The organism is Lysinibacillus irui (assembly GCF_028877475.1).
In the GTDB taxonomy this organism is placed as follows: Bacteria; Bacillota; Bacilli; order Bacillales_A; family Planococcaceae; genus Lysinibacillus; species Lysinibacillus irui.
In genome coordinates, this window is record NZ_CP113527.1 from 1,641,894 (window position 1) to 1,666,237 (window position 24,344).

27 protein-coding genes and 2 pseudogenes are annotated in these 24,344 nt (G+C 38.6%); 18 read left to right on the top strand and 11 right to left on the bottom strand.

Going from position 1 to position 24,344, the window contains the following annotated elements; genetic code table 11:
- Nucleotides 1–29 precede the first annotated feature (29 nt).
- From OU989_RS07930 to OU989_RS23690, 3 genes and pseudogenes are all read left to right on the top strand, one after another.
- Nucleotides 30–461 (top strand): GNAT family N-acetyltransferase, encoded by a 432-nt coding sequence (locus tag OU989_RS07930; protein ID WP_274796589.1) that lies wholly within the window; start codon nucleotides 30–32, stop codon nucleotides 459–461.
- 374 nt (nucleotides 462–835) lie between these two features.
- A pseudogene (locus tag OU989_RS07935) lies at nucleotides 836–1,066 on the top strand (IS5/IS1182 family transposase); the annotation flags it as partial.
- Nucleotides 1,060–1,179, top strand: a pseudogene (locus OU989_RS23690) (hypothetical protein); the annotation flags it as partial. The pseudogenes OU989_RS07935 and OU989_RS23690, both read left to right, overlap by 7 nt.
- Nucleotides 1,180–1,322: 143 nt before the next feature.
- Here the strand turns inward: OU989_RS23690 and OU989_RS07940 are convergent.
- The 6 genes from OU989_RS07940 to OU989_RS07965 all read right to left on the bottom strand — a co-directional run bounded on the left by OU989_RS07940 (nucleotide 1,323) and on the right by OU989_RS07965 (nucleotide 6,839).
- Nucleotides 1,323–1,712 carry an RDD family protein gene (locus OU989_RS07940; protein ID WP_274796590.1) on the bottom strand — a complete coding sequence of 130 codons (390 nt, stop codon included), beginning with the start codon at nucleotides 1,710–1,712 and terminating at the stop codon, nucleotides 1,323–1,325.
- Nucleotides 1,713–1,775: 63 nt separating this feature from the next.
- On the bottom strand, nucleotides 1,776–2,738 hold the full coding sequence (locus OU989_RS07945) for a carbohydrate kinase family protein (RefSeq protein WP_274796591.1): 963 nt from the start codon (nucleotides 2,736–2,738) through the stop codon (nucleotides 1,776–1,778).
- On the bottom strand, nucleotides 2,738–3,622 hold the full coding sequence (locus OU989_RS07950; protein WP_274796592.1) for a DMT family transporter: 885 nt from the start codon (nucleotides 3,620–3,622) through the stop codon (nucleotides 2,738–2,740). The genes OU989_RS07945 and OU989_RS07950 overlap by 1 nt, the downstream gene beginning before the upstream one ends.
- 54 nt (nucleotides 3,623–3,676) lie before the next feature.
- A complete protein-coding gene (locus OU989_RS07955) occupies nucleotides 3,677–4,927 on the bottom strand; it encodes a glutamate-5-semialdehyde dehydrogenase (RefSeq protein WP_274796593.1) in 1,251 nt (416 codons plus the stop codon).
- Between the two features lie 13 nt (nucleotides 4,928–4,940).
- Nucleotides 4,941–6,035: a glutamate 5-kinase gene (gene proB / locus OU989_RS07960; RefSeq protein WP_274796594.1), complete on the bottom strand. Its 1,095-nt coding sequence runs from the start codon at nucleotides 6,033–6,035 to the stop codon at nucleotides 4,941–4,943.
- Between the two features lie 420 nt (nucleotides 6,036–6,455).
- The gene (locus OU989_RS07965) at nucleotides 6,456–6,839 is read right to left on the bottom strand and encodes a sodium:proton antiporter (protein WP_274796595.1); all 384 of its coding nucleotides are present in this window, start codon (nucleotides 6,837–6,839) and stop codon (nucleotides 6,456–6,458) included.
- Between the two features lie 212 nt (nucleotides 6,840–7,051).
- On the opposite strand from OU989_RS07965, the gene OU989_RS07970 reads away from it, so the two are divergent.
- Together OU989_RS07970 and OU989_RS07975 are read left to right on the top strand one after the other, a co-directional pair.
- A complete protein-coding gene (locus tag OU989_RS07970; protein ID WP_274796596.1) occupies nucleotides 7,052–7,675 on the top strand; it encodes a LysE family translocator in 624 nt (207 codons plus the stop codon).
- 12 nt (nucleotides 7,676–7,687) lie between these two features.
- Nucleotides 7,688–8,476, top strand: coding sequence for a DUF1835 domain-containing protein (locus OU989_RS07975; protein WP_274796597.1), 789 nt, complete (start codon nucleotides 7,688–7,690; stop codon nucleotides 8,474–8,476).
- Between the two features lie 34 nt (nucleotides 8,477–8,510).
- On the opposite strand, the gene OU989_RS07980 is transcribed toward OU989_RS07975, so the two are convergent.
- A complete protein-coding gene (locus OU989_RS07980) occupies nucleotides 8,511–9,392 on the bottom strand; it encodes a LysR family transcriptional regulator (RefSeq protein WP_274796598.1) in 882 nt (293 codons plus the stop codon).
- A gap of 285 nt (nucleotides 9,393–9,677) precedes the next feature.
- Here OU989_RS07980 and OU989_RS07985 point away from each other — a divergent pair, with 285 nt between their 5' ends.
- Together OU989_RS07985 and brnQ are read left to right on the top strand one after the other, a co-directional pair.
- Nucleotides 9,678–10,430: an alpha/beta hydrolase gene (locus OU989_RS07985; protein ID WP_274796599.1), complete on the top strand. Its 753-nt coding sequence runs from the start codon at nucleotides 9,678–9,680 to the stop codon at nucleotides 10,428–10,430.
- A gap of 186 nt (nucleotides 10,431–10,616) precedes the next feature.
- The gene (gene brnQ / locus OU989_RS07990) at nucleotides 10,617–11,957 is read left to right on the top strand and encodes a branched-chain amino acid transport system II carrier protein (protein ID WP_274796600.1); all 1,341 of its coding nucleotides are present in this window, start codon (nucleotides 10,617–10,619) and stop codon (nucleotides 11,955–11,957) included.
- Between the two features lie 53 nt (nucleotides 11,958–12,010).
- Here brnQ and OU989_RS07995 read toward each other — a convergent pair whose 3' ends face one another.
- On the bottom strand, nucleotides 12,011–12,769 hold the full coding sequence (locus tag OU989_RS07995; protein WP_274796601.1) for an SDR family oxidoreductase: 759 nt from the start codon (nucleotides 12,767–12,769) through the stop codon (nucleotides 12,011–12,013).
- Between the two features lie 152 nt (nucleotides 12,770–12,921).
- Between OU989_RS07995 and OU989_RS08000 the strand changes: the two genes are divergently transcribed.
- The 3 genes from OU989_RS08000 (at nucleotide 12,922) to OU989_RS08010 (ending at nucleotide 14,405) form a co-directional block, all read left to right on the top strand.
- Nucleotides 12,922–13,503, top strand: coding sequence for a TetR/AcrR family transcriptional regulator (locus OU989_RS08000; RefSeq protein WP_274796602.1), 582 nt, complete (start codon nucleotides 12,922–12,924; stop codon nucleotides 13,501–13,503).
- Between the two features lie 73 nt (nucleotides 13,504–13,576).
- The gene (locus tag OU989_RS08005) at nucleotides 13,577–13,708 is read left to right on the top strand and encodes a hypothetical protein (protein ID WP_274796603.1); all 132 of its coding nucleotides are present in this window, start codon (nucleotides 13,577–13,579) and stop codon (nucleotides 13,706–13,708) included.
- 505 nt (nucleotides 13,709–14,213) lie between these two features.
- Nucleotides 14,214–14,405, top strand: coding sequence for a hypothetical protein (locus OU989_RS08010; RefSeq protein WP_274796604.1), 192 nt, complete (start codon nucleotides 14,214–14,216; stop codon nucleotides 14,403–14,405).
- A 259-nt stretch (nucleotides 14,406–14,664) separates the two neighbouring features.
- Here OU989_RS08010 and OU989_RS08015 read toward each other — a convergent pair whose 3' ends face one another.
- Both OU989_RS08015 and OU989_RS08020 read right to left on the bottom strand, forming a co-directional pair.
- A complete protein-coding gene (locus OU989_RS08015) occupies nucleotides 14,665–15,840 on the bottom strand; it encodes a YhgE/Pip domain-containing protein (RefSeq protein ID WP_274796605.1) in 1,176 nt (391 codons plus the stop codon).
- Nucleotides 15,841–15,896: 56 nt separating this feature from the next.
- Nucleotides 15,897–16,484, bottom strand: coding sequence for a TetR/AcrR family transcriptional regulator (locus tag OU989_RS08020; RefSeq protein WP_274797295.1), 588 nt, complete (start codon nucleotides 16,482–16,484; stop codon nucleotides 15,897–15,899).
- 177 nt (nucleotides 16,485–16,661) lie between these two features.
- Here OU989_RS08020 and OU989_RS08025 point away from each other — a divergent pair, with 177 nt between their 5' ends.
- The 8 genes from OU989_RS08025 to rarD all read left to right on the top strand — a co-directional run bounded on the left by OU989_RS08025 (nucleotide 16,662) and on the right by rarD (nucleotide 23,427).
- A complete protein-coding gene (locus OU989_RS08025; protein ID WP_274796606.1) occupies nucleotides 16,662–16,976 on the top strand; it encodes a PadR family transcriptional regulator in 315 nt (104 codons plus the stop codon).
- Between the two features lies 1 nt (nucleotide 16,977).
- Nucleotides 16,978–17,514 carry a DUF2812 domain-containing protein gene (locus tag OU989_RS08030; protein ID WP_274796607.1) on the top strand — a complete coding sequence of 179 codons (537 nt, stop codon included), beginning with the start codon at nucleotides 16,978–16,980 and terminating at the stop codon, nucleotides 17,512–17,514.
- A 72-nt stretch (nucleotides 17,515–17,586) separates the two neighbouring features.
- A complete protein-coding gene (locus OU989_RS08035; RefSeq protein WP_274796608.1) occupies nucleotides 17,587–18,099 on the top strand; it encodes a DUF2812 domain-containing protein in 513 nt (170 codons plus the stop codon).
- 14 nt (nucleotides 18,100–18,113) lie between these two features.
- Nucleotides 18,114–19,019, top strand: a complete 906-nt coding sequence (locus OU989_RS08040) for an ABC transporter ATP-binding protein (RefSeq protein ID WP_274796609.1) — start codon at nucleotides 18,114–18,116, stop codon at nucleotides 19,017–19,019.
- On the top strand, nucleotides 18,997–20,247 hold the full coding sequence (locus OU989_RS08045) for an ABC transporter permease (protein WP_274796610.1): 1,251 nt from the start codon (nucleotides 18,997–18,999) through the stop codon (nucleotides 20,245–20,247). The genes OU989_RS08040 and OU989_RS08045 overlap by 23 nt, the downstream gene beginning before the upstream one ends.
- 223 nt (nucleotides 20,248–20,470) lie before the next feature.
- Nucleotides 20,471–21,640: a toxic anion resistance protein gene (locus OU989_RS08050; protein ID WP_274796611.1), complete on the top strand. Its 1,170-nt coding sequence runs from the start codon at nucleotides 20,471–20,473 to the stop codon at nucleotides 21,638–21,640.
- Between the two features lie 203 nt (nucleotides 21,641–21,843).
- Entirely contained in the window at nucleotides 21,844–22,386 is a 543-nt protein-coding gene (locus OU989_RS08055; RefSeq protein ID WP_274796612.1) for a hypothetical protein, read from the top strand.
- Between the two features lie 129 nt (nucleotides 22,387–22,515).
- On the top strand, nucleotides 22,516–23,427 hold the full coding sequence (gene rarD / locus OU989_RS08060) for an EamA family transporter RarD (protein WP_274796613.1): 912 nt from the start codon (nucleotides 22,516–22,518) through the stop codon (nucleotides 23,425–23,427).
- Between the two features lie 65 nt (nucleotides 23,428–23,492).
- Here the strand turns inward: rarD and OU989_RS08065 are convergent, their stop codons facing one another.
- Nucleotides 23,493–23,963, bottom strand: coding sequence for a hypothetical protein (locus OU989_RS08065; protein ID WP_274796614.1), 471 nt, complete (start codon nucleotides 23,961–23,963; stop codon nucleotides 23,493–23,495).
- Nucleotides 23,964–24,344 lie beyond the last annotated feature (381 nt).

The following is a 24,344-nucleotide window of genomic DNA, read 5'->3' on the forward strand; positions in this document are numbered from 1 at the left end:
TGATGCAGAAGAAGCTAGGAGGAATAGTCATGAGTATAAAAAAGGTAACAACTGAAGCAGAATTACAAACAGCGTTTGATTTTCGACGTAACGTTTTTATCGAAGAGCAACAAGTCCCAGAGGAAGAAGAATATGATGAATTTGATGCGCTTGATGCACCATGTGATCATATTCTTGTCTATTACAACGAGCAACCTGTTGGAACAGGTAGACTTCGAGTAGTGGAGGGCTATGGCAAATTAGAGCGTATTTGCGTTTTGGAGGAATACCGCAAATATGGTCTTGGCAAAGAAATTATCGTTGGTTTAGAACAAATCGCACGAGATAAAGGCCTAACAAAAGCAAAGCTAAATGCCCAATCCTATGCAGAGGGCTTTTATGAAAAATTAGGCTATCAGCGTGAAGGTGAAGAATTCATGGATTGTGGCATCCCTCATATTCTAATGAAAAAATACTGGTAGTCATTTTTCAGTAATTTTCCAGACTTAGCGGGGACTAGGTAACCTTTTTTTGCTGTTTAGTTAAAAGGGGAGAAGGCATGGAATAAATGGATATTGCAGTAGTTGGATAGCCCAGACTGTAGACAAATTCAATGGATTTTGAGTTTGTCTACAGTCTTTTTTCTTTTCCAATGAAATAAAGTAAGCCGTTGATTTCTACTACGGGCGGACGCTTTCTGCGGGCGGGGTCGAGCTACTTCCCTCTTCGCTCAGTCCAGGATCTCGACTTTCCAGCTATTCCCGCAGGAGTCGCCGCCCTTCGTTCCAATCAACTTATACATAAAGCACTCCTTATTTACCTATTGATAAAAAGTAAACTATTGAAATGATCAACCATGATGACGAAAAATCAAACCAATGAACGTGAACAATTAGAAATGTTAACAATTGATCAATTAGTTCTCACCAATCATTTAGTGCGAAAACTAGAGGCTGCTATTGATTTTTTCATTTATCTATCCTTTAGTAGAAAACTTCTACTCTGTTTATGGGCGTCCTAGTATTGATTCTGTTGTTCTCTTTAAGTTTTTGGTATTCGGTCCATGCGTCAAACCATCAAAAGCGTGGTATGCGATGGACAACCTTAAGAGGTCTTAAAATATTGTCCATGCAGGCGATGCTTACTTTCGCTGCTATGAATTTGAAAAAGCTGGCTACTTGGACATGGCAACAAGCTTAAGAGAGCAAATATGCTCGAAGAGTATGTGTGGTTTGGAAGTAAAAATGAAATAGGAAGAAAAATGACAAAAGCCATCGAGAGTGAGCTTCTCGATGGCTTTTGTCTACAGTCTAAGTTATCCAAAGTAGTTGGGTAGCCTTCCTCTAAATTTCTTTCACAACCGTATGTGCAAAGCTATCATGTGGCAAACACTGTCCATGCTGTTGCTCAAATGCTTGACGATCTTTTAAATAAGCAAACGTACTAATCGTGTCTCGATAAGCCATTCGTTTAATAATTTGAGCGCAAGATAATGGACGACCATCTTCATTTTCAAGTGCTAGTCCCATTGCTTTGTAGCCAATAGTTTGTCCGTTTTTTCGGAGCTGTGCATATTCGAGTGCCCACAACACGACTGTTGGTGTAACTAGTGCATGAACAGCCTCATTTTTAACCTTTTTTCGTAGGAAATATTCAATACCGAACGTAGCAGCCGTTGAAATAGCTGTATCAATTAAAAAAGCTGCTGCTCGTTTTTTTGTCACCGATTCCATGAAAGACCTCCTTAGATTGACTTGTCTCTAATACATACGAAAAAGGGGATGTAAAGTTTCGAGTTAATCTACTTTTAATTCCAGTGGTAGTGCCGGATAAGACGGTATTGCCCCGTGCTTCGTAGTTGATAAGCCTGCATAGCGGTTTGCGAAAGATAGCAGGGACGTCGCCTCCAGTTCACAGTAAGCCACTAACCCCTCTACCTCTAGTTGATGTTGAAGGAATTGACTTAGAATAGCGCCAATAAAAGCATCACCTGCTCCCGTTGTATCAATGGCTTGCACCTTTTCAGCGGGAACTTTAACATGAAGATTTTTCGTATATAATGTGGCCCCGGCAGCACCATGTGTAATAATGATGACAGCTATATATCCATTGAATAATTGAAGGACCGCCCTCTGTTCATCCTCTATGGCGGTTAGAAATAAAAGCTCCTCCGCTGAAAGCTTCACCAGATGCGCTTGAGGTAAGAAGGCTAAAATGGTTTCACGACAAGCTGATTCATCCTGCCATAAAGGTAGGCGCACATTCGGGTCAAAGGAAACGAGGCTACCCACTTGATGTGCCTGTTCAAGAAAAGCAAGGTGGGCTTTCTTCATAGGACTTTCCACAAGATTCACAGAACAAAAATGCACAATATCCTTCGCAGTTAAAAGCTGTGAGGGGAGGTATTCTTGTTTGTATAATAAGTCCGCAGCATGTCGGCGATAAAATTGAAAGTCACGATCCCCTTGTTCATTTAATGATACAAAAGCAAGGCTTGTTTCTCCCACCGTTGTTTGACGAATAAATTGAGTATCTACACCTGCTTGCTGTAATGTTTTTATCAGGAAATCACCAAAGGCATCTTGGCCCACCTGTGTTAGCAGAGCAGCCTGCAGGCCCAGTTTGGCACAAACCGCCGCTACATTTGCAGGAGCTCCACCGGCATGTTTCGTAAAGTGCTCGATATCGGTAAGAGAGCCTCGCTGCTGTGTTGGTGTAAAATCAATTAATAATTCTCCTATCGTGAAGAGTTTGCCCATTATGAGACCTCCTGTGGCAGTCGCTTTTTCTTTGGAACATAAATTGTATAAAAAATACCACCGAAAATTAATAAAATGCCCATCGTTTGCACAATGCTTGGCATAAAATCAAGCAGCAGCATATCAAGTAAAATCGCGACAACAGGGTCGACGAATACTAATACAGATACAAGAATGGTAGAAAGACTACGAATACTATCAAAAAATAAATAATAAACAAATCCAGTATGAATAAAGCCTGTGCCTAAAATATAAAACCAATTCGTTGAGGTTAAGCCATCAAAGAGTGCAAAATCAATGAAAGGCAGCAGCATGACGATTCCAACCGTTGTTTGAATATAAGTTAATGCATAGGAGCTTAGCTTGGTAATCGTTTTGCTTGTTAACATGGTGAGGGCATAAAAGACAGCTGAAAGTAAGGCCCACACAAAGCCCGATTGCATAAACTCCGAGAACGACACAAAATTCTGTAAGCCAATAATAAAAATACTACCAATAAAGCAAGTGATGGTTGCCACTAGCGCTTGAATAGTCATCTTTTCCTTTAAAAAAATCGCGCCTAATATTAAAACAAAAATAGGAGCTAAATTATAAATCGAAATTGCAATCGAAATTGACATTTCTTCAAAGGCTTTAAATAAAAATACCCAATTTAAAACAATAAAGACACCGCAAATAATCGTTTGAAGAATTTCTTTTTTATCCCACACCTCTGATTTATGTCCACCTGTGATCAGCCACATACCTCCTAGAAAGAGGGTTGCGCAAATGCATCTAACAAAGACAAGCTCTGTAGCCGGAACACCAGTATGAACGGTAAAAAAGCCAATGGAGCCAAAAAGAGCCATCGATACAGTTAATTTAATGATTGCTGAAATGTTCATACGAAACCTTCTTTCTATTTTTTATCAATCTATAACTAGGGAAGAGAGTTATAGCTATTCTCGAATTTGACCGTTGCCATGAATAAAATATTTTGTTGATGTTAAGGCAGGTAAGCCCATTGGTCCACGAGCATGTAGCTTTTGCGTACTGATACCAATTTCTGCGCCATAGCCAAATTCAAAGCCGTCTGTGAAGCGGGTAGAGGCATTGTGATAAACCGCTGCTGCATCGACATTGTTTAAAAATGTTTCTGCGACCAATGAATCTTCCGTAATAATAGCTTCAGAATGATTCGTTCCAAATTGATGGATATGCTCAATCGCTTCATAGACGTTTTCGACTAATTTAACACTTATTTTTAAATCAAGGTACTCTGTCGCATAGTCATCTGTCGTAGCTGGAAGAGCGTCCTTAAATGACTGACACACTTGTTCATCACCGATGATTGTCACACCTGCTTCGTACAGAGACGATAAAAGCTGAACACCGTGTGCCTTAAACCAAGTAGGGTGGATCAGTAAGCTTTCGGCTGCATTACAGACAGAGGGCCGCTGTGTTTTAGCATTCAGACAAATGGTTTCTGCTTTTATGTAATCTGCCATTTGATCCACATAAATGTGACAGTTACCTGCACCTGTTTCAAGGACAGGGACAGACGCTTCATTAACAACTAAATCAATAAGCGCTTTGCCGCCACGAGGAATGAGTACATCTAAGTACTCTTTTAAATGAAATAGTTCTTTAGCTGTTTCCCGACGCGTATCCTCAATTAATTGCACCGCATCCGTTGGCATGGCTGTTTTGGCAAGTGCACGATGGATACTTGCGACAAGAGCCATATTTGAACTTTTAGCGGAGGAGCTCCCGCGCAATATGACAGCATTACCCGTTTTCAAAGAAAGTGTTGCTGCATCGACTGTGACATTTGGGCGAGCCTCATAAATCATGCCAATAACACCGAGTGGCACAATTCGCTTTTCAATGCGTAGCCCATTATCTTTCTCAATACGTTCCACAATGGTACCTACTGGATCGTTTAAGGAGACGAGCAAATGAATGGCATCTGCCATTGCCGCTATGCGCTCCTCATTAAGCATAATACGGTCCAAAGTAGAAGCGGGCATGCCTTGTTGCTCACCGAGTGCCAAATCCTTAGCATTTTCAGCTAGGATAATAGGCTGATCGATAAGAAGCTGTTCGGCAATTTTTGTCAAAGCCTCATTTTTTTCGCAGGTAGTTTTACTATTTAACGTGTAACTAGCGGCCTTTGCAAGACGACCTTTTTCTTGAATTTCACTTGTCATTTTTCATTCCTCCTTAATTCGTTTGAATTTTCAGCCATTTATCTCTGTGAATGACCTCGTTAGGACAATTCACCAATGTATCTGTCCGTTTTCCCATAGCAACAGCTAGCTCTTGAGATGAGTACAACACCTCACCACGTCCTAATAAACCATTTTCACTATAGACTTCGACCACGTCACCATTGATAAAATCTCCTTCTACACGGTACACCCCGGCAGGTAAAAGGCTTTTGCCATTGTCCATTAACGCTCGCTCAGCACCATTATCTATAAAAATTTTACCAGAAACTTCCGTAAGTGCAATCCACTGTTTATGATTCGTTAGCACTGCAAGCTCATCATGACCGACATAGGTTCCATCGCCATGACCAGCTAAAATATCCACAAGTTTTTGAACACCATGACCGGTTCCAATAAACACCCTAACACCTGCACGTAAAGCAGTTCGAGCTGCTAATAGCTTGGAAGCCATGCCACCCGTGCCAACCTTTGATCCTGTACCATCTGCAAAGCGAAGCAAATCATCTGTAATTGTTGTTAACTTATCAATGCGCTCAGCCTGTGGATTTTTAGCGGGATTAGCGTTATATAAGCCATTAATATCGGTTAAAATAATGAGTTGATCTGCATGGACCAGACCACTTACTAAAGCGGATAGCATATCATTATCACCAAAAGTTAATTCGCTAATAGATACGGTATCGTTTTCATTAATGATAGGTAACATTGAGCGTTCTAATAATTCCTCGAACGTCGCGTAAGCATTTTTATAGCATTCTTTTTTAGAAAAGTCTGTGCGAGTCAGTAAAATCTGTGCAGGCATAATATCATAGATACTAAATAAAGCACTGTACGTTTGAATAAGTAGACTTTGCCCTACCGCTGCCGCTGCCTGCTTACCTTTCACCGTCACAGGACGAGCTGGGTAGCCAAGTTGTTTAAAACCCGCAGCGACGGCACCCGATGAGACAAGTAAAACTTCATGTCCCTGTTTCTTTAATTCGGCGATTGCCTGTACGTGATCCATTAAGCGAACTTTATCGATTTCACCTTTTGCGTTCGTTAAAGAGCTACTGCCAATTTTAACAACAATTCTTTTTCTCTCCATCACACAACCTCCAGTTGAATACGTTCGTTCCTGCATATTACATCAAGATAAAAAAAGCCTTTTCATCCTAAAAATTAGGACGAAAAGACTTGCCTTCCGTGGTACCACCTACATTGAATATCATGCGACATTCCACTTTTCTCATAACGCTAGAGACTGCGCCTAGTTTGGCTAGGACGTTTCACGAAGTAGGTTCATCAGTCTTTCTTGTACAATGCCTTGCAGCCAATGGGCATTGCTCTCTTCATAAGAGTTACTAACTACTAGTCTTCATTCGTTTTGTCATCATACTGTTTTCAACTATTGACTAAAGGATGCACTACTTGCAAAGGTCTGTCAAGTTGAATTGACAAATTACTTGAAAGTTTTGAAAAGTTAAGAGGGTGAAGAGCAAAAGTGATAAAAAAGGAACCTAATCGATTATTTAAACCACCAAATAGCGATGAAAAGTGGCAGCATGGCCAAAACAATCACAAAGAAACTCCATACGATTTGTTTCCCGGAGGACATATTTTTTGGCTTGATGCTCATTTGTTCATAGAGCTGGTTAATGGCATACTGCTCCTTCGAATAAAGCATTGCTTGAAATTCTTCGTAATCTTGTATATAGCTAGATGGGGGACGTGGACTGAAACGCAAATTTCGTATGGAATCCGTTATGTCTTTTTCTCCCATCCAATAGGTAATAATGGGAGCTAGTCCTGAGTTTTGTGTAGCCTTAACCTCAATGTCATGTGATGTCATTTTATAATAAACCTGCCCGTGCTCATCCTCGTATTGCGTAACAATATCACTTACTGCCATACAATCACCTCTTATGAAAATTATCTGTAAAATCATGAGTTTCTACTATTATAATGTATTAGGAGAGAAAAGTATTGTCTGAACGAGCATAATTTGTGAAGCTAAAGTTCGTGAAAAAATTTAAATAAAGACATAAACTTATATCTAGTGAAAATAATGTCGTGTAGTATAATGTAAATAGTTTTTCAAAGAAGTTGAAGGAAGTGAAAGTAGTGGAAATTTCAACGTTATTCGCATTTTTAGGTGCAGCGATTATTTTAACGATAATGCCAGGGCCAGATAATTTGTTTGTGCTTGCGCAAAGTATTACACAAGATAAAAAAGCTGGTATTGCCACATCACTTGGATTATGTACGGGACTTCTTGTTCATATTAGTGCAGCGGTACTCGGTATCTCTGCGATTATTTATCAATCGACTATTATTTTCTCTATTGTAAAATTTGCAGGAGCAGCATATTTATTATATCTAGCTTGGCAATCATTTCGTGCAAAAGGAGATCCATTTTCTTTGCAGCAGCAAAATGTACAAGCCTATGTTAAGTTGTATAAAAAAGGGATTTTAATGAATATTTTAAATCCAAAAGTATCGCTATTTTTCCTAGCGCTCCTACCTCAGTTTGTTCATCCTTCACAAGGACATGTTGCGTTGCAAATGCTTATTTTGGGTATAGTATTTTTAGTTCAAGCATTGGTATTATTTATCTTATTTAGTTTGTTTGCAGGGAAGGTTAGAAATGTGATTATTGGTCAGCCTGTGATTGCAAAACGATTAAATATGATTCAAGGTATTCTCTTCACTTTTATTGGGATACAAATAGCTATTAGTAAACAATAGGGAGGAATGATCATGGCTATTTTACATATTACCTTTAGCTTAGCAACTCAGGGTTCCTTGAAGCTTGCCATACGCCAACATCGTTTGCAGCGTGATGAATCAGTTCTAAGTGTCCATGATGATTTCTCGATTGGACCTCTTCAGAGCTTTGAAGAACGCAAACATTGGTTAGAGACGCATATGTTGGACGATGATGACCAACAATTATACAATGATATCTATGAAAATTGGAAGGGGAAAATCGAAACGTTACCAAGTGATGTGGATGTTTGGGTTTGGTATAGCCATAATGCCCATGAACAAATTGGACTGCGCTATGTGATGAGTGAGTTTAATCATAAAAGTAGTATGGTCTATGGAATTGATGCCACAGAGGGCATGCAACGTATTCAACCAAATATTACTATTCGTCAGACAGGTGAGCTTTCCTCAGACATGCTTATGAAGCTTCGCACTGTTGCAAAACGATTTTCTACTCAAGAATGTCAACAACTTGCCAAAGAATGGGAAGACATAAAAGGACAGCCAAGTACACTACGACTATGGAAAAATAAACTGGAGCATGTAGAGGAAGAGGCACTGGACGCATACATTATCGCCAGTGCAAAGAATCTGCAGTTACAGCACAAGGAAGAATGGCTGATGCCGACGCAAATTTTAGCTCAGACAGCTGGAACAGTTAATCATTATATAGGGAATGATTTTCTAATGTATCGCTTACGAACACTCGTCGAACAAGGATTATTTGAGATGCAAGGTGATACAACGGATATTTTTTCATATCAGGTAAAATTACGCTAATAAAAAGATCAGGGCAGCCAAAGCCCTGATCTTTTTATTTTTTTTCATAAAAATCGAAGACAAACTGTTTAAATTGGCGTGCTGATGGAGGCAAATAGCGATTGTCAATCCAAGCCATGCCAATAATACGTTCACATACCATATCCTCAACATGGATTTTAACGATCTTCTTCGGATTTAAATCCTCATCATCTGGTAGTAAGGAAACGCCGAGACCAGCCCCAACAAAACCTGCAATGGTAGATACTTCATCGCCTTCATAAGAAATTTTAGGCTTTATGCCAGCCGCGTTTAATAAGCGGTCAGCAGAACGGCGAAGAGCATAGCCCTTTTTCATGAGCACAAAATTTTCATGCTCCAGTTCCTTCATTTTAATGCTTTTGCGATGAGCTAGTGGATGGTCAATAGGCACCATAATAAAGAGCTCATCACGCCACAGCTCTTTCCAGCAAACGGGAGGCTCTGTATCTATGGCAGCCAATAAGCAAAGATCTAACTCACCAGCCAGCAATTGCTTTAATTGTGAATGGGAATAGTTTTGCGTGAAATGAAAACGGATATGGGGGTGTTTCTGACGAAAAGCGCGAATCAAATCTGGTACGATACTCGTTCCTAGCGTATGTAAAAAACCAAGTGATACGTCCCCAAGCTCTGGATTATTCAGCTCTTGTAATTCTAAAACAGCCTTTTCATATTCTTTACGCATGCGTTGTACGCGATATAAAAATAGTTCACCATATCGGTTTAGCATGATTGAGCGCCCTTGTCTGTCGAAAAGCGGTACACCTAATTCTTCTTCCAGCTTTGATATAGAACGACTAAGTGCTGGCTGTGAAATCGCTAATGCCTCGGCAGCTCGTGTCATATGCTCTAACTTTGCAACCGTTACAAAATATTCTAATTGTTGCCACTCCATTTTTTTCACCTCTTTTCTCGTTATTTTTAAGTTATCTGCATTATAACGGGAAACAGTCTGGAAGTATAGGGTTCAAAAAATTTTTAAAAGGACATTGCCTTTAAATAGAAGAATCGGAAAGTTAAATAGTAGAAAGTGTGATAGTACAGCCATTAACCTGACATCATTCATGCACAATACACATTGATTTGATAAAAACTATAAATTGTACATTATGAATAAAGGGTGATAAGATAGACACATAAAATACACAATTATAAATTTCCGTGAAGGGGATATCATAAAATGAAGTTAACAAAGCCACAACCTCTAACAATTGAGGGAGGCAAAAAAGCCGTACTATTACTGCATGGATTCACAGGTAGCACAAAAGATGTGAAAAAACTAGGAGAATTCTTATCTCAACGTGGTTATACCGTTCATGCACCAATCTATAGTGGGCATGGCGTAGAACCAGAAGCTTTATTAGAAACTAAACCAGAAGACTGGTGGAACGATGTCGTGGAAGGTTATAACTTCCTACAAAAGAAAGGCTATGAAGAAATCGCAGTTGTTGGGATTTCACTTGGTGGCGTCTTCTCACTAAAAGTTGCAGAGACATTCCCAGTGAAGGCATGTGTTGCGATGTGTGCACCAATAACACGTGATAACTCAAAAGGCTTATTTACACGTTTGTACCACTATGCTCGATTATATAAACACTTTGAAAATAAATCAAAAGATCAAATTATTTCAGAATTACATGAGTTACGTATTACCCCAAAAGATTCTTTAGATGGCGTAACACGTTTAACGACTGAAACACGTGAGGAATTATCCACTATTAAAGCACCAACACTAGTACTACAAGGTTCATTAGACGATGAGCTTTACCAAGAAAGTGCACCATTCATTTTAAATACAGTAGAAACAGATGATAAAGAAATCATTTGGTATGAAAATTCAGGTCATATTATTACGTTAGATAAAGAACGTGAAAAAGTTTATGAAGATGTCTATAAATTTTTAGATCATATTGAATGGTCAGTTGCAAATTAAGGAGAAGGGCTGTCAGCAGGCAGCTCTTTTTTTGTGGAATTAACTAATTAATGAAGCTTTCATCTAGATCATGAAAAAACTATTGTAATTATAATAAATGCTTGATAACATGATGGAATTGTAGTGAAAAATCATTCGATTAAAATAATTTGCTATAGTCTAAAACATCTAAGGAGTACATCAATTATGCAACAAAAAATACCTTTCTCAACCTATGCAGTCATTGGAACTATGTTATTTGGACTGTATTTCGGTGCAGGGAACCTTATTTTCCCAATTCAAATGGGGCAATTAGCAGGGACCAATTTTTGGTTTGGATTAATCGGGTTTTTAGTCACTGCCATCGGGCTGCCATTCCTCGGAATTTTAGCCATTGGTTTATCAGGAAGTAATGGCTTACGGGATTTAGCGAGCCGTGTCCATCCTGTTTTTGGTATCGTATTTTCTTTGGCGCTCTATTTAACCATTGGGCCATTTTTTGCGATACCACGTACAGCAACCGTACCATTTGTGGTAGGCTTTGAGCCATATATTGAAGCTCAGCATGCAACATTGCTATTAGCCGTATTTAGCTTTCTATTTTTTGCTGTTGTTTACTATTTTTCTTTAAATCCAGCGAAAATTATGGATTATATTGGGAAATATTTAACACCTGCTTTTTTAGTTGTCTTATTTATTTTGATTATTACAAGCATTGTGAAACCGATGGGGCACTTCCAGCAGCCAATCGGTGATTATATAGATAATGCCTTTATGACAGGCTTTAAAGAGGGCTATAATACAATGGATGCCTTAGCATCATTAGCCTTTGGGATTGTTGTCATCAATGCGATTAAAAGTGCAGGAATTACGGATCGAAAGCAGATAGCGAAGGCTACCTGGACTTCAGGAATATTTGCGATGGCTTTAATGATGCTAATTTACGGATTAATCACATTTATGGGCGCTTCCAGCATTGGAGCAGTAGGCACTTTTGAGAATGGTGGTTTAATTTTTGCCGCAGTAGCGGATCACTATTTCGGCTCATTTGGGGCCATTTTATTAGCTGTTATCATTGTTCTTGCATGTTTAAAAACGAGTATTGGTTTAATTACTTCATGTAGTGAATTTTTCCATCAAGTGTTTCCAAAAATCAGCTATAAATGGTTTGTATTTTTATTATGTGTTGTGTCCTTTACGATTGCAAACTTTGGCTTAAACAATATTATTCAATTTGCTATCCCCGTTTTAATGTTCCTGTACCCATTAGCGATTGTCTTAATTTTGCTGGCACTTAGCTCATCATTCTTTAAAAATAAGCAAACGGTATATGCTATTGCGATGATTTTTACATTTTTCATTAGTTTGATTGATGGTTATAAAGCATTAATTGAAAGTGTACCAGGCGCAAAGTTAGGTGTCTTGGATGCTGTAGAAAAGGCCTATTCAACGATTCTACCTTTTTATGATATTGGCTTAGGGTGGATACTACCAGCGATTATTGGTGCTATAATTGGAAGTCTGTTTCCATCAAGAAAAGTACTATAATGAATAAAAGCACGCACAGAAAATAATTTTTACTGTGCGTGCTTTTTGCTTGTTTAGTAAGCTGTCCAGCCACCATCTACTGCAATGACTTGTCCATTCACAAAGCTTGCCTCGTCTGATCCAAGGAAAATAGCTAATTGAGCAATTTCTTCTGGTTGACCAGCACGCGGATTAATCGATAGACCAAGTGCTTGGCGTGCTGCACCAGTTTGGCTCATATTGGTCATTGAAGAGGCGATATTCGTCATGACTGCTCCAGGCGCAATACCATTGCAGCGAATATTTTTATCAGCATACATAAACGCTGTGTTTTTTGTTAATCCAACAACGGCATGTTTTGAAGCTGTATAGGCAGCACCTGCACGTGCCCCATATAAGCCACCCGCAGAAATATTATTGACAAAGACACCGTGTCCTTGCGCAAGGAAAATGTCTGTCGCCATACGCATCGAGCGCATCACAGCTGTTGTATTTACCGCAAATACTTTATCCCATCGTTCATCGGAAATTTCACCAACAGGCTCCATCCCATCCATGATCCCTGCATTGTTTACTAAAATATCTAATTGACCATAGTTTTGTTTCGTTTCATCAAATAAACGCTGTAAGTCTTCTGTTGATGCGACATTTGTTTGAATGGCAAATGCTGTACCTCCAGCCGCTTGAATACCATCCACAACCGCTTGGGCACCGTCTAAATTTAAGTCTGAAACAACAACCTTAGCTCCTTCTTTTGCATACCCTTCAGCGATGGCTTTCCCCATACCTGAAGCTGCACCTGTTACTATAGCTACTTTACCTTCTAATCTCATCTCAAAAACCTCCTCATTGTCTTCATTAGATATTGAACATCTGTTCATTAAAATCATATAATAAACTTGAAAGCGATTTCAATATGCAAAAAATCATGATGTGTTGAGTAATCAACACTTTTGTAAAAACTGTTTAGTAAGGAGCTGAAAAAATGAGCACAACGGATTTACGAATTATAAAAACAAAGCAAGCCTTGCATGAAGCCTTATTAACATTGCTCAGTCAAAAACCGTTGGAACAAATTTCTATCGCTGAAATATGTAGAGAGGCTAAGGTGAATAGAGGCACCTTCTATTTACATTACGAGCAAAAAGAAGGACTCTTTGAAGAATACTTTCAGGAGATCATGGAGGACTTATATCAATCCTATGAAGAACCATATCGGGCAGTAACCACCTTGGATACCGATCAACTCGATCCAAATACCATTCGAATCTTTCATCATATTGAACGCTTTAAAATGTTTTATCGCATTGTGTTTTCTAAAAATGTCCCGTTAACATACTATTACATGCTTTTTGACGGCATATATTCTCTGCTCAAGCGGGATATTACACATCATCATGAACATCAAATGGCCGATCATATTTCCATTGATTATTATAGCGCCTATCAAGCAAATGCAATCATCGGCCTAATCATCCAGTGGTACCGAGGCGATTTTACAGATAGTGTGACCATGTTAAATCAGCAGCTTGCGGCAATCTTAAGGAATGTAAGAAGTGGTGGGTAGACTGCGCCAATTGATGGATAGAGAGGAAAAGCGGAGGATAGACCACGTAAAGTGATGGATAGAGAGAGAATAAGTGGATAGAAAAGAGAAAGTGGCGGATAAACCGCACAAAGTGATGGATAGAGAAGGAAAAGTGGAGGATAGAGAAGGAAAAGCGGAGGATAGACCACGCAAAGTGAAGGATAGAGAGGAAAGAAGCGGATAGGACAGAGAAAGTGGCGGATAAATCTTGCAAAGTGACGGATAGATCAGGGAAAGTGATGTATAGAACGGTAAAGTGATGGATAGAGAGAAAAGAAATTGATAGAAAAGAGAAAGCGGCGGATAAATCCTACAAAGTGACGGATAGACCATGCAAAGTGATGGATAGAGTGGGGAAAGTGATAGATAGAACGAGTAAAGTGACGGATAGAGAGAGAAGAAGTGGATAGAAAAAGGAAAGTGGCGGATAAATCTTACAAAGTGACGGATAGAGAAGGAAAGCGGTGGATAGACCATGCAAAGTGACGGATAGAGAAGGGAAAGTGGAGGATAGACTGGGCAAAGTGACGGATAGAACGAGTAAAGTGATGGATAGAGAGAGAAGAAGTGGATAGAAAAGAGAAAGTGGCGGATAAACCGCATAAAGTGATGGATAGAGTAGGAAAAGCGGTGGATAGACTGCGCAAAGTGAAGGATAAGAGGGAAGAAGCGGATAGGACAGAGAAGTGGTGGATAAACCGCATAAAGTGATGGATAGAGTAGGAAAAGCGGTGGATAGACTGCGCAAAGTGAAGGATAAGAGGGAAGAAGCGGATAGGACAGAGAAAGTGGTGGATAAACCGCACAAAGTGATGGATAGAGAAGGAAAAGCGGTGGATAGACCGCGCCAAGTGAAGGATAGAGAGGAAAGAAGCGGATAGGACAGACAAAGCGGCGGATAAATCTTGCAAAGTGACGGATAGAGCAGGAAAAGTGACGGATAGACCGCGCCAAGTGATGGAGACCGCACAAAGTGACGGTTAGAGCCAGAAAAGTAGTGGATAAACCGCAACAAGCGGCGGATAAACCTTGCTATAGTGCTGGATAGGCACCTCAAAGAGCAGCGTAGAACCCCGAAATCAATAGGCCCGCCATAATAAAACGCTGAACCACAGAGTATCTGGTCCAGCGTGTATTAATTTATTGAGCTGGTGGCGTGGGCTTTAAGGCGACTACTACTGTTGCAAGGGTCATTGTCACAAGGATGATGATGCCTAAGGAGCTGCTGTTTTGTAGTAAATTGTCGGCACTTCCGCCAAATATAATGGTATAGTAGCCATCAGCTCCGTAAGTAGCGGGTAGCATGGCGGCGACATTGTTGTACCAGTCAGAGAGCATATTTTTGGGGACGAGTACGCCTGATGTTACGAGTTGGAGGGAGAGGGCGCAAATATTAAAGACCATCCCAACGTTACCAAAGAGAATAACAAAAACTTGTGCTAGACAAAGGAAAGCTAAATACATGATAGATTGAAAGAAGTAGATAGAGAGAAAGCTTTCGTTGCTAGTAATATCAAAGACCTGCATTAAGGCAATTGTTAGCAATGGTAGGGTAAAGGCTACGGTCACATTGAGTAGCTGTCTTGCTAAAAATAATTGCCATTTGGATAGACTTTCTCGAACAATTTGGGCAGCTTGCTGGTGTTGCATAATCATCACCATAGCACCGACAAAGGATGAAATGATCACCATAAGTGGTACAAAGTTTGCCGCAAAGCCTTTCGCGTTATTGGTTTTAACAATAGTACTCTCGATTGCATGGTCTTTGACAGTCATAACGGTTGTCTTGACGGACGCGGTAATTTGCTGTGCAGTATTTTGCTCAAAAGGAAGCTTTGCAAATTGTTGAGAAAAGACCTCGATTGCCTGATTTTGTTGCATTGGATAAAGGGCTTGATTCATTTCTTCAGTCATTTGCTTTGCTACATCCTCCATCATGTTTTTCGCCACGCTTGCATTGGCTTGATTAATAGCGTAAATAATTTCCGCTTCTTTTCCTGCTTCAAGTTGCTTCGTAAAATCTACTGGAATGTGCAGTATCATATTAATTTGTCGTTCGTTTAATGCTTGCTCAGCATGCTCCATTGACGAATAGTCCTCTATGGCAAAAGGACTAGACTCTTTGATATTCTGTGCTAGCTGTTGCCCCAAGGCGGTATCCTCTGAGACAATGCCGATGGTTAATTGCTCGGCTCTTTCATTGACACCATCATACGCTGTCATCCAAATAGTAAAGAAAATTAATTGAAAGGCAATGGTAGCGACAATGCCTATATAGGTTTCACGAACGCGCAATAATGTTTGTAAACCTTTCATTTTATTACCCCCTGAATTAAGTAAGTACTTACTTGCATTGATAGGAAAAATTTTTTCTAGGAAACGAGTCCCCTAGAAAAAATCGAAACACTTGTCTGTAAAAGTTCTTCGGTTGGTATGTCAGACACAATAGTGCCAAGTCGAGCACGTGACATAAAATGACCAAAATTTAGGGCAATGAGCGATAATGCAGCTGCTTCAAAATCCAATTCTCTTATTTTCCCTCGCTGATGCATTTCTTGAAAGTAGTGAATAAGCTCCTTCTTAATCAGAAGGGGAATATTCGCAATTTCCTCACTAATTTCAGGGAACTGAATGGACTCCTTAAAGCCAATCATTACAAAGTCTTTAATCGACATTAAAAACTGGAAATGTTTCAGTGAGAAGTTGAATAAATCTTTTTCTAATTCCCATGTGACATTTTGATTAATCTCCTGTTGTAAAAGTGGATAATAAGAAAATTGTTCAATAATGGCTTTTAATAAACCACGCTTGTTGCCGAAATGGCGGAAAAGAGTGACTTCGTTGACACCTGCTAATTCTGCAATGGTTTTGGTAGTTGCAGCTGTATAGCCCTTTTCACTAATCAATTGTAGTGCAGCTTCGATTATTCGTTCTGCCGTTCCCTTCGTTGTCAAAAACATACTTCCTTTCATGCAAGTAATCACTTACATACTAACATAGCGTATGATGTTCTGCAACAAAATGGTTGGACTATAGGAAATAACAGGTAATATAAGCATTGACAATTATATCGACTGCTGATATATTTTTTATATCGACTGGCGATATATTGATGGGCGATATAGAGGGGGATTTGTATGACACAGGAGCATCCGCCATTAACAGAAGGCGTTTATTATATTTTATTAGCTTTATATGAGGTTAGACATGGTTATGGCATTATGCAATTAGTGGAAGAATTGAGCAATGGGCGTGTGCGTTTAGGGGCTGGAACTATTTATGGAGCGATTAAAACATTGCTGGAACGAGGCTGGATAGAGGCTCTTGATGAGGATGGTAGAAAGAAGGAGTATATCATTACTGAAACTGGGAAATCGGTTGTTGACTATGAAATTTTGAGATTAAGGGAACTTTTTGACAATGGTATCCGTATAACGAGAGGAGTTGAATAATATGCATAAATATCGATTGATGATTAATCCCTATGCAATTGAGAAATGGGTCAATGATATGGCTTGTAAGGGCTGGCATTTGAAAAAATTCACATGGATTCGTTTTACGTTTGAACGTGGAGAGTCAGGTAGCTATATTTATCGCCATGATGAATTAGAAAGATTTGGCACTCACTATGAAGAGGATTATCTCGAATTTCTGAAATCCTCTGGCATTGAGCAAGTAGATCGCTCTGGCAATTTTGTATTTTTTAGAAAAGCGGCACAGGAGGGTCCATTTGAGCTGTATACAGATAAAAAAACGAAACTAGGCACTCTGTCAAAAAAGATGACCGTCTTGCTTTCTCTTATTCTACTTAATTTACTCATCGGCATAACTGGTTTGACTGGGGATTTTTCCGAACGCACAATGGATTGGGTTGGTTTCACGATGAATATGCTAAATCTAATTGTCGTTGTGTTATTCTCTTTTCCATTAATTAAGCTAATACGTGTACGCAATCGATTAAAGAGAGAACTAAATGTGTTTTCAGATTAATGGATTGATCATTATTTTCTGGGAAATCAGAAAATATTGAAAAGGGAAACTTTATTGTAAGGGTGAGGCTAGATGAAAAAAAGAGTGTATCGTTTTTTTATTGATTACGAAAAGGAAGAACGATGGGTTAATGATATGGCAGATCGGGGGTGGAATTTAAAGAAAACAATGGTAGGCTACTTTGTGTTTGAAAAAGGAACGCCAGGTCAATATTTTTATCGAAATGAATTCGTTAATAGGAAATCAAAGGATTATTTTGAGTTTCTAAACATGATGAATATTGAATGTGTAAGCAAATTCGGTGGTTGGGCCTATTATCGAAAGCTACAATCAGAGGGACCCTTTGAAATATTTACTGATGCAACTTCGAAAATTAACTATATCAAATCGATGAATCGTATTTTTATACTATTGTTGCTGTTTAATGTACTGGCGGGGATGTATAATCTTTCGATCGGAAGCGTAATCAACTCTAGTGTAGGTTGCCTGAATGTGATCGTCTCTATAATGGTACTTATATCCGTATCGAAAAATGAAAAACGTAAAAAGGGTTTGAAAAAAAACTTACATATATTTGAAGGATAAGGAGGATTTACAACATGACTTTACAGTTACAGCATGTCACGAAGAAATACAAAGAGTTTACTGCTGTGGATGATTTAAATTTTACCATTGAAAAGGGTGAAATTTTTGGTCTTATTGGTCAAAACGGCGCAGGGAAGACGACAACATTCCGAATGATTTTAGATTTACAGGAAACAACGGCAGGGACAATTACTTGGAACGGCAAGCCAGTTAATGCCATTAACCGCGATGTCCTTGGTTATTTACCTGAGGAGCGGGGTATTTTCCCAACGATGAAGGTAGAGGAACAGCTTTACTTTTTTGGTGAGTTACGAGGCATGAAAAGAGCAGAGCTAAAAAAGGAAATTGATTTTTGGATTCAACGCTTTGAGCTCGGTGAAAAACGCAAAGATAAGGCAGAAACCTTGTCAAAGGGGAATCAACAAAAGGTTCAGCTTATTGCAAGTTTTATCCATAAACCTGAGTTTTTAATTTTAGATGAACCGTTCAGTGGTCTAGATCCAGTCAATAAGGATTTACTAAAGGATGCTATTTTATTATTAAAAGAGCAGGGTACGACCATTCTGTTCTCCAGTCACCAAATGGATAATGTGGAGGAGCTTTGCGATCATTTGTGCTTATTAAAACGAGGTGTGTCTTTATTTTCTGGTAGCTTACTAGATTTAAAGAAACAATATGGAAAAACAAAGCTTGCTGTTCGCACGGATTGGTCAACGACACAGTTATTGGCACTCGATGGGGTCAAGGATGTACGTGTTGAGAAGGAACAAACAGTCCTAACACTAGTAGACGAAAGCTTTGCCCAAAGTATTTTTGAGCAGTTGTCAGATGGGAAGTATATTGAAAAGTTCAGCTTAGATTATTTATCGTTAGATGAAATATTTAAAGATAAAGTAGGTGGCCATATTGTCGAAGTTTAATTTGTTAATGAAGCAATTATACAAATCAAAAATTAAATCAAAATCATTTATTTTAATGACTTGCTTATATGTTGTTGTCATGTCTGTAGCTGTATTTTGGTCTGATATTAAGGAGCTATTTACAGGTGATGATGAAGCCCAGCAAATTGCCATTGTTAATGAGACATCCGCTGATTTAAGTGGAATCTTTGTTTCCAATGGAGATATGGCCTTTATTCAGGATGAAAAAGATGTATCAGCACTAGAAAAAAGGGTTAAAGATGGTAAGCTAGATGCCATTGTGACAATTAACGATCAAGGTGGCCAACTACATGCAGAAATCGCTACGTTTACACCACTAAAATTAAACGATCAGTCAGCATTATCTTCTTTATTGCAGTATGCTGGTCAGCATTTTGCCGTTCAGCAATTATCTTTATCACCAGAACAAGCGGCACAAATTATGGGTGCACAAACGTCTATTACTACCAAAAATTTAAATGAAGAATCAGCTGGTGGTAAAAGTGAAGAAGAGAAGCAATCTGGGTTAGTAGTTTCCTATGCAGTGGGTATATTAATCTATTTCTTTATTTCTACATTCCTTTCGATGATTACGACGGAAATTGCTTCTGAAAAAGGCTCACGAGCAATGGAAATGCTTTTAGTTAGTGTGAAGCCAGCCACACATTTTAAAGCAAAAATTGCAGGGGTATTATTACTTGCGTTAACGCAGATGGGGATTATTGCAGTAGTGTTTCTGATCTATTCGAAGTTTGTCAAAGACGGAATGGTTTGGGATGCGGCTGCTAGCATCATCAAAGAATTATCTGTTGGCTATGTTATCTATGCCATCGTATTTTTACTGTTAACGGTTATTCTGTATCTAATCATTGGCGCATTATTTGGTTCACTAGTATCGAAGGTAGAGGAAGCGGGTCAAGTGTTAATGCCTGCTATGATTATTACGATGATCGGCTTCTACGTTATGCTTACAGGAATGGGTAATCCAGATACGTTAATTATTAAAATTTTCTCCTATATTCCATTAACTTCTGGAATGATCATGCCGATGCGAATTGGTGCTACAGATATCGGCAGTATTGTACCGCTACTATCATTAGGGATTTTAATTGTAACGATAATTGTCGTGTATCTATTTAGTTTATCCTTCTATAAACGAAGTGTGCTGACATATAGCTCAGGTGGAGTAATTCAAAAAATTAAAACGGTTTTAAAGGTAACAACATAAGTTCAAAGCAGCTACGTGATAGATGTAGCTGCTTTTTTGGTTGTTTGATGCCATTGTTAGTAAACAATGTAAAGGAATTTACGGAATCAGTCGAATTTTGGATCGAAAGAAGCTATAATTTAAAAAAGAGCACGAAAATGAGTTTGTCATGAACCGGAAATGAAACTTTTTTAGATGGTAATCGTAAATAATTAGTAGAGATAAATTGCAGGGGGTAAAACGTATGTCTGAATTTAACAACGATCTTTTAAAATCCAAGGACCCATTCGCTTCAGAAAATCCTTTATTACAACCAAATCCACTTTTGCAACAAGAGCCTGAACAAAAGCCAGTGCTTGTGTCGGAGCAGGAGTTATCGCAAATTGCACAAAATCAGCTGATGCTAAAGAAAGATCCAGAGATTCATGCACTTGCACAAAAAATTGATGTTAAAGATCAAATTGCTATGCTTGAGCTTGGTAAAGAAACAGCCAATGGCATTTCTACTTTTTCAGATAAAATGCTAGCGACGATGAAATCCAGTAAGCTTGAGGAATCAAGTGTACTATTAAATAATCTTAATAAAATTATGGATAAATTTGATCCACAAGATTTTGCTGATGAGAAAAAGGGTGGCTTTATCTCAAAGCTCTTTAATAAAGGGAAAGAGCAATTGGAAAAGTTTTTATCTAAATATGACAGCATGAACAAAGAAGTGGATGTCATTTACCGCGAAATTCAAAAATACGAGGGAGAAATGAAGCGCAATACGATCGACCTTGAAAATTTGTATGAACAAAACTTAAATTACTTCCAATCATTAAGTAAATTTGTTGCAGCGATTGAGGTAAAAATTGAAGAGGTTCGTGCAGCATTACCAGCACTTGAACAAAAAGCTCAAACGGGCGATCAATTAGCAGCGATGGAATACGAAACAATGCTACGTGCTGTGGAATTATTAGAGCAACGTCGCTATGATTTAGAAATGGCACAACAAGTATCGTTCCAATCTGCACCTCAAATTCGTTTAATGCAGCAAGGTAATAACCATTTAATTGCCAAAATTAACTCTGCCTTCGTGACGACAATTCCAATTTTTAAACAGGGCTTGATTCACGCAGTCACATTAAAACGACAAAAGCTAATTTCTGACTCCATGAGTGAGCTAGACCGTCGTACGAACGAAATGCTTGTTCGTAATGCTGAAAATATTAGTAAAAACAGTGTAAATATCGCGCGTCAAGCAGGTAGCCCAAGCATTAAAATCGAAACTATCGAAACAACATGGCAAACGATTATGTCTGGTATTCAAGAAACGAAGCAAATCCAAGCAGAAACGGCAAGAAATCGTGAAGAGGGTCGTAAACGTATTGAGCGTTTGCAATTAGAATATGAAAAACTGAAAAAAATGTAAAATCAAAAGCTTCTTGCTCAAGTTGTTGCAAGAAGCTTTTGATTTGGAAAAAAGAGCTCTTGGTAATTGTTCTTTGACAAAAACAGAAATACTGATTATCATAAAAATAAATGAGAATGATTATCAAGTGAAAAAGGAAGCGGATAGATGATACACAAAGCAATACGAATAGATAAATTTGTTCGTGGGGGAGTGAAGAAGTAATGGGGAATAAAATAAAGTCCTCTGCATTTTCGTATGAGCCTAATCAAGATGGAACACTAGCTCTCTACACGACTGAGAATTTAATGATTGTGCCGCAAAGCCGTTATCTGGAGCTGTTGCATATGGAAGAGCTGTACAATGCTATGCATACAGATTTGGATCATAAACAGCATAGTTTAGAACGAGAACGAAAAATGTTAAAAAAACAAAATGCACAGCTTACAGAAGAAATGCAAAAGGTCAAGCAGCAAAACATGGTCCTCCAAAAAAAGGTGACGGAATACAATTGCGTGGTAGAAGAGATGAAGGTGCTCCGTCAACAAAATACAGAGCTGCTAATAGAATTAAGTAAGTATACAGCGCTGTCAAGAGAATCACTGACAGGTCCTCTTAAGTCGATGATTCGAGATATGCGTGAGCAAGGGGTAGGGATTAAAGAAATCCATATTCGCATCAAGCGTCAAATCAATCCAGATATTAGCTATAGTACAGTGCGTAAATATATTTCTGAGCTCGAAGCGGAACAGCAAGGTGAACGGTGATAGCAAGTCACTAGAAATTTGGCATTTACAGTTGCTACTCAAAGTCCTATAATGAGTCTATTCTTTAACTAGTTTAATATTATGTGAGGTCGTCTATCGATTTCAAAAAGAGTAGGAGCGTTAGTGGTCATGTCAAATGAGAAAAAAGGGGTACTGGCAGCCTTTTTAGCCTATGCCTTTTGGGGAGCTTTCCCTCTATATTGGAAACTACTTGAACACGTACCGAGTATGGAGATTTTATTATCACGTGTTATTTGGTCTTTTGTCTTTACGGTACTAGCTGTTATCGTATTTCGAATGCGTAAGGATCTCCTTGCAGATTTAAAATATTTATGGTCCCATCAAAAGCTTTTCTGGCAGCTTGCAGGTGCATCCTTTGTCATTTCAATGAACTGGTATTTGTATATTTGGGCAGTAACCCATAATCATTTAATTGAAACAAGCTTAGGTTATTATATTAATCCACTGTTATCGGTTATTTTTGGGGTAATATTCTTTAAAGAATCGCTAAGTCGTGCACAATGGATAGCGACGGGGATCGCTTTTATTGCTGTCATTATTTTAACAATCAATTACGGATCTGTGCCATGGGTAGCATTGCTGATCGCACTGTCCTTTGCTATTTACGGTGTACTAAAAAAGAAAATCAAATTGGATGCCACAAGGGGCTTAGCCATTGAAACATTGTTGATTTTACCCTTTGCATTAGGCTATTATGTTTATCTGTTTACAACACATCAAGCTTCATTTTTACATGTCGATGTAAAAACAGATATTTTAATGATTTTCAGTGGGTTAGTTACAGCAATACCGCTTATTTTATTTGCCAAGGGTGCACAAAATATACCTTTATATTTACTAGGCTTTATTCAATATGTATCGCCAACCATTGTCTTGGTTTTAGGCATTGTGCTATACAAAGAGCCATTCAGTCAGGTAGAGCTTTTAGCATTTAGTATTATTTGGGCGGCTTTACTGCTATTCTCTGGTTCTAAAATTATTGAAACAAGAAAAGCCCATCATAAATCACTAGACTTGTAGAATTTTCTACAGGTCTTTTTATTTTAGAATAAGGATATCAAGTAATTAATTTTAAAATATTAGTTTTAACTAGGAATGCTGTCAAAAATATATGTGGCTTCTTGAATGGCTAGGTGAAGACCATGTGTTTGGTTGAAAACGATCACTATCGCTATGACGAATAGAATCGCAAATATGAAAGATGCAGGATTTCTCAGCTCATGCTTTTGCCTTCTAAAGAATTGCAAACAAATAACGGCAGCGATAATGATAATAATGAGCGAAATAATCAGGGTGATCAATGTTGAATGTATGTCGTTTACCGCTTCCCTAAACTGTCCTAATATCCCCATATTGTTAGGGCTCTCCACAATGGTTTTTTGACTGTCTTTGTTGGTAATCTCCCACCTAAAGTGATCGTTTTCTTGCAATACCGTATAATGAAAGCCTATTGTGTTTCTTTCTCCAATTAATGATGAAGAGGCAAAGGCTGTAGGAATCCATAAACTGAAGATGAGCATAAAGCTAAAAATGGTATGAATGGTTTTTTTGCGCATTTGGTCACTCCTTCATAGTGATATTCGACAAAAATTAGAAGAATCCCTTTCCTATATGAACACCTTTACTTTTTTGACAACATGTAGTAAGATAATGTCAATAATTAGATAACAATGAAAACTAATGCGAGGTGCTTTTTGTGAGTGCGGTAGGTTCTAACTAGGTAAAATTGAATGAAATAAGGCTATGGCGACAGGGGATTTATGTCATGCACACACCCCTTTTTTAGTCATGGATTTATTTCAAAACCTATGTAGATACCTACAATACTTTATCAAGCGTGGCGTACTATCGATGAACCTTCAAGTAACAAGAGGTTTTATTTGTGGTGCCGTAAAAGCTCGCCTTTTAAAGATTAAGCTGTGGGGATTCCTCACAGC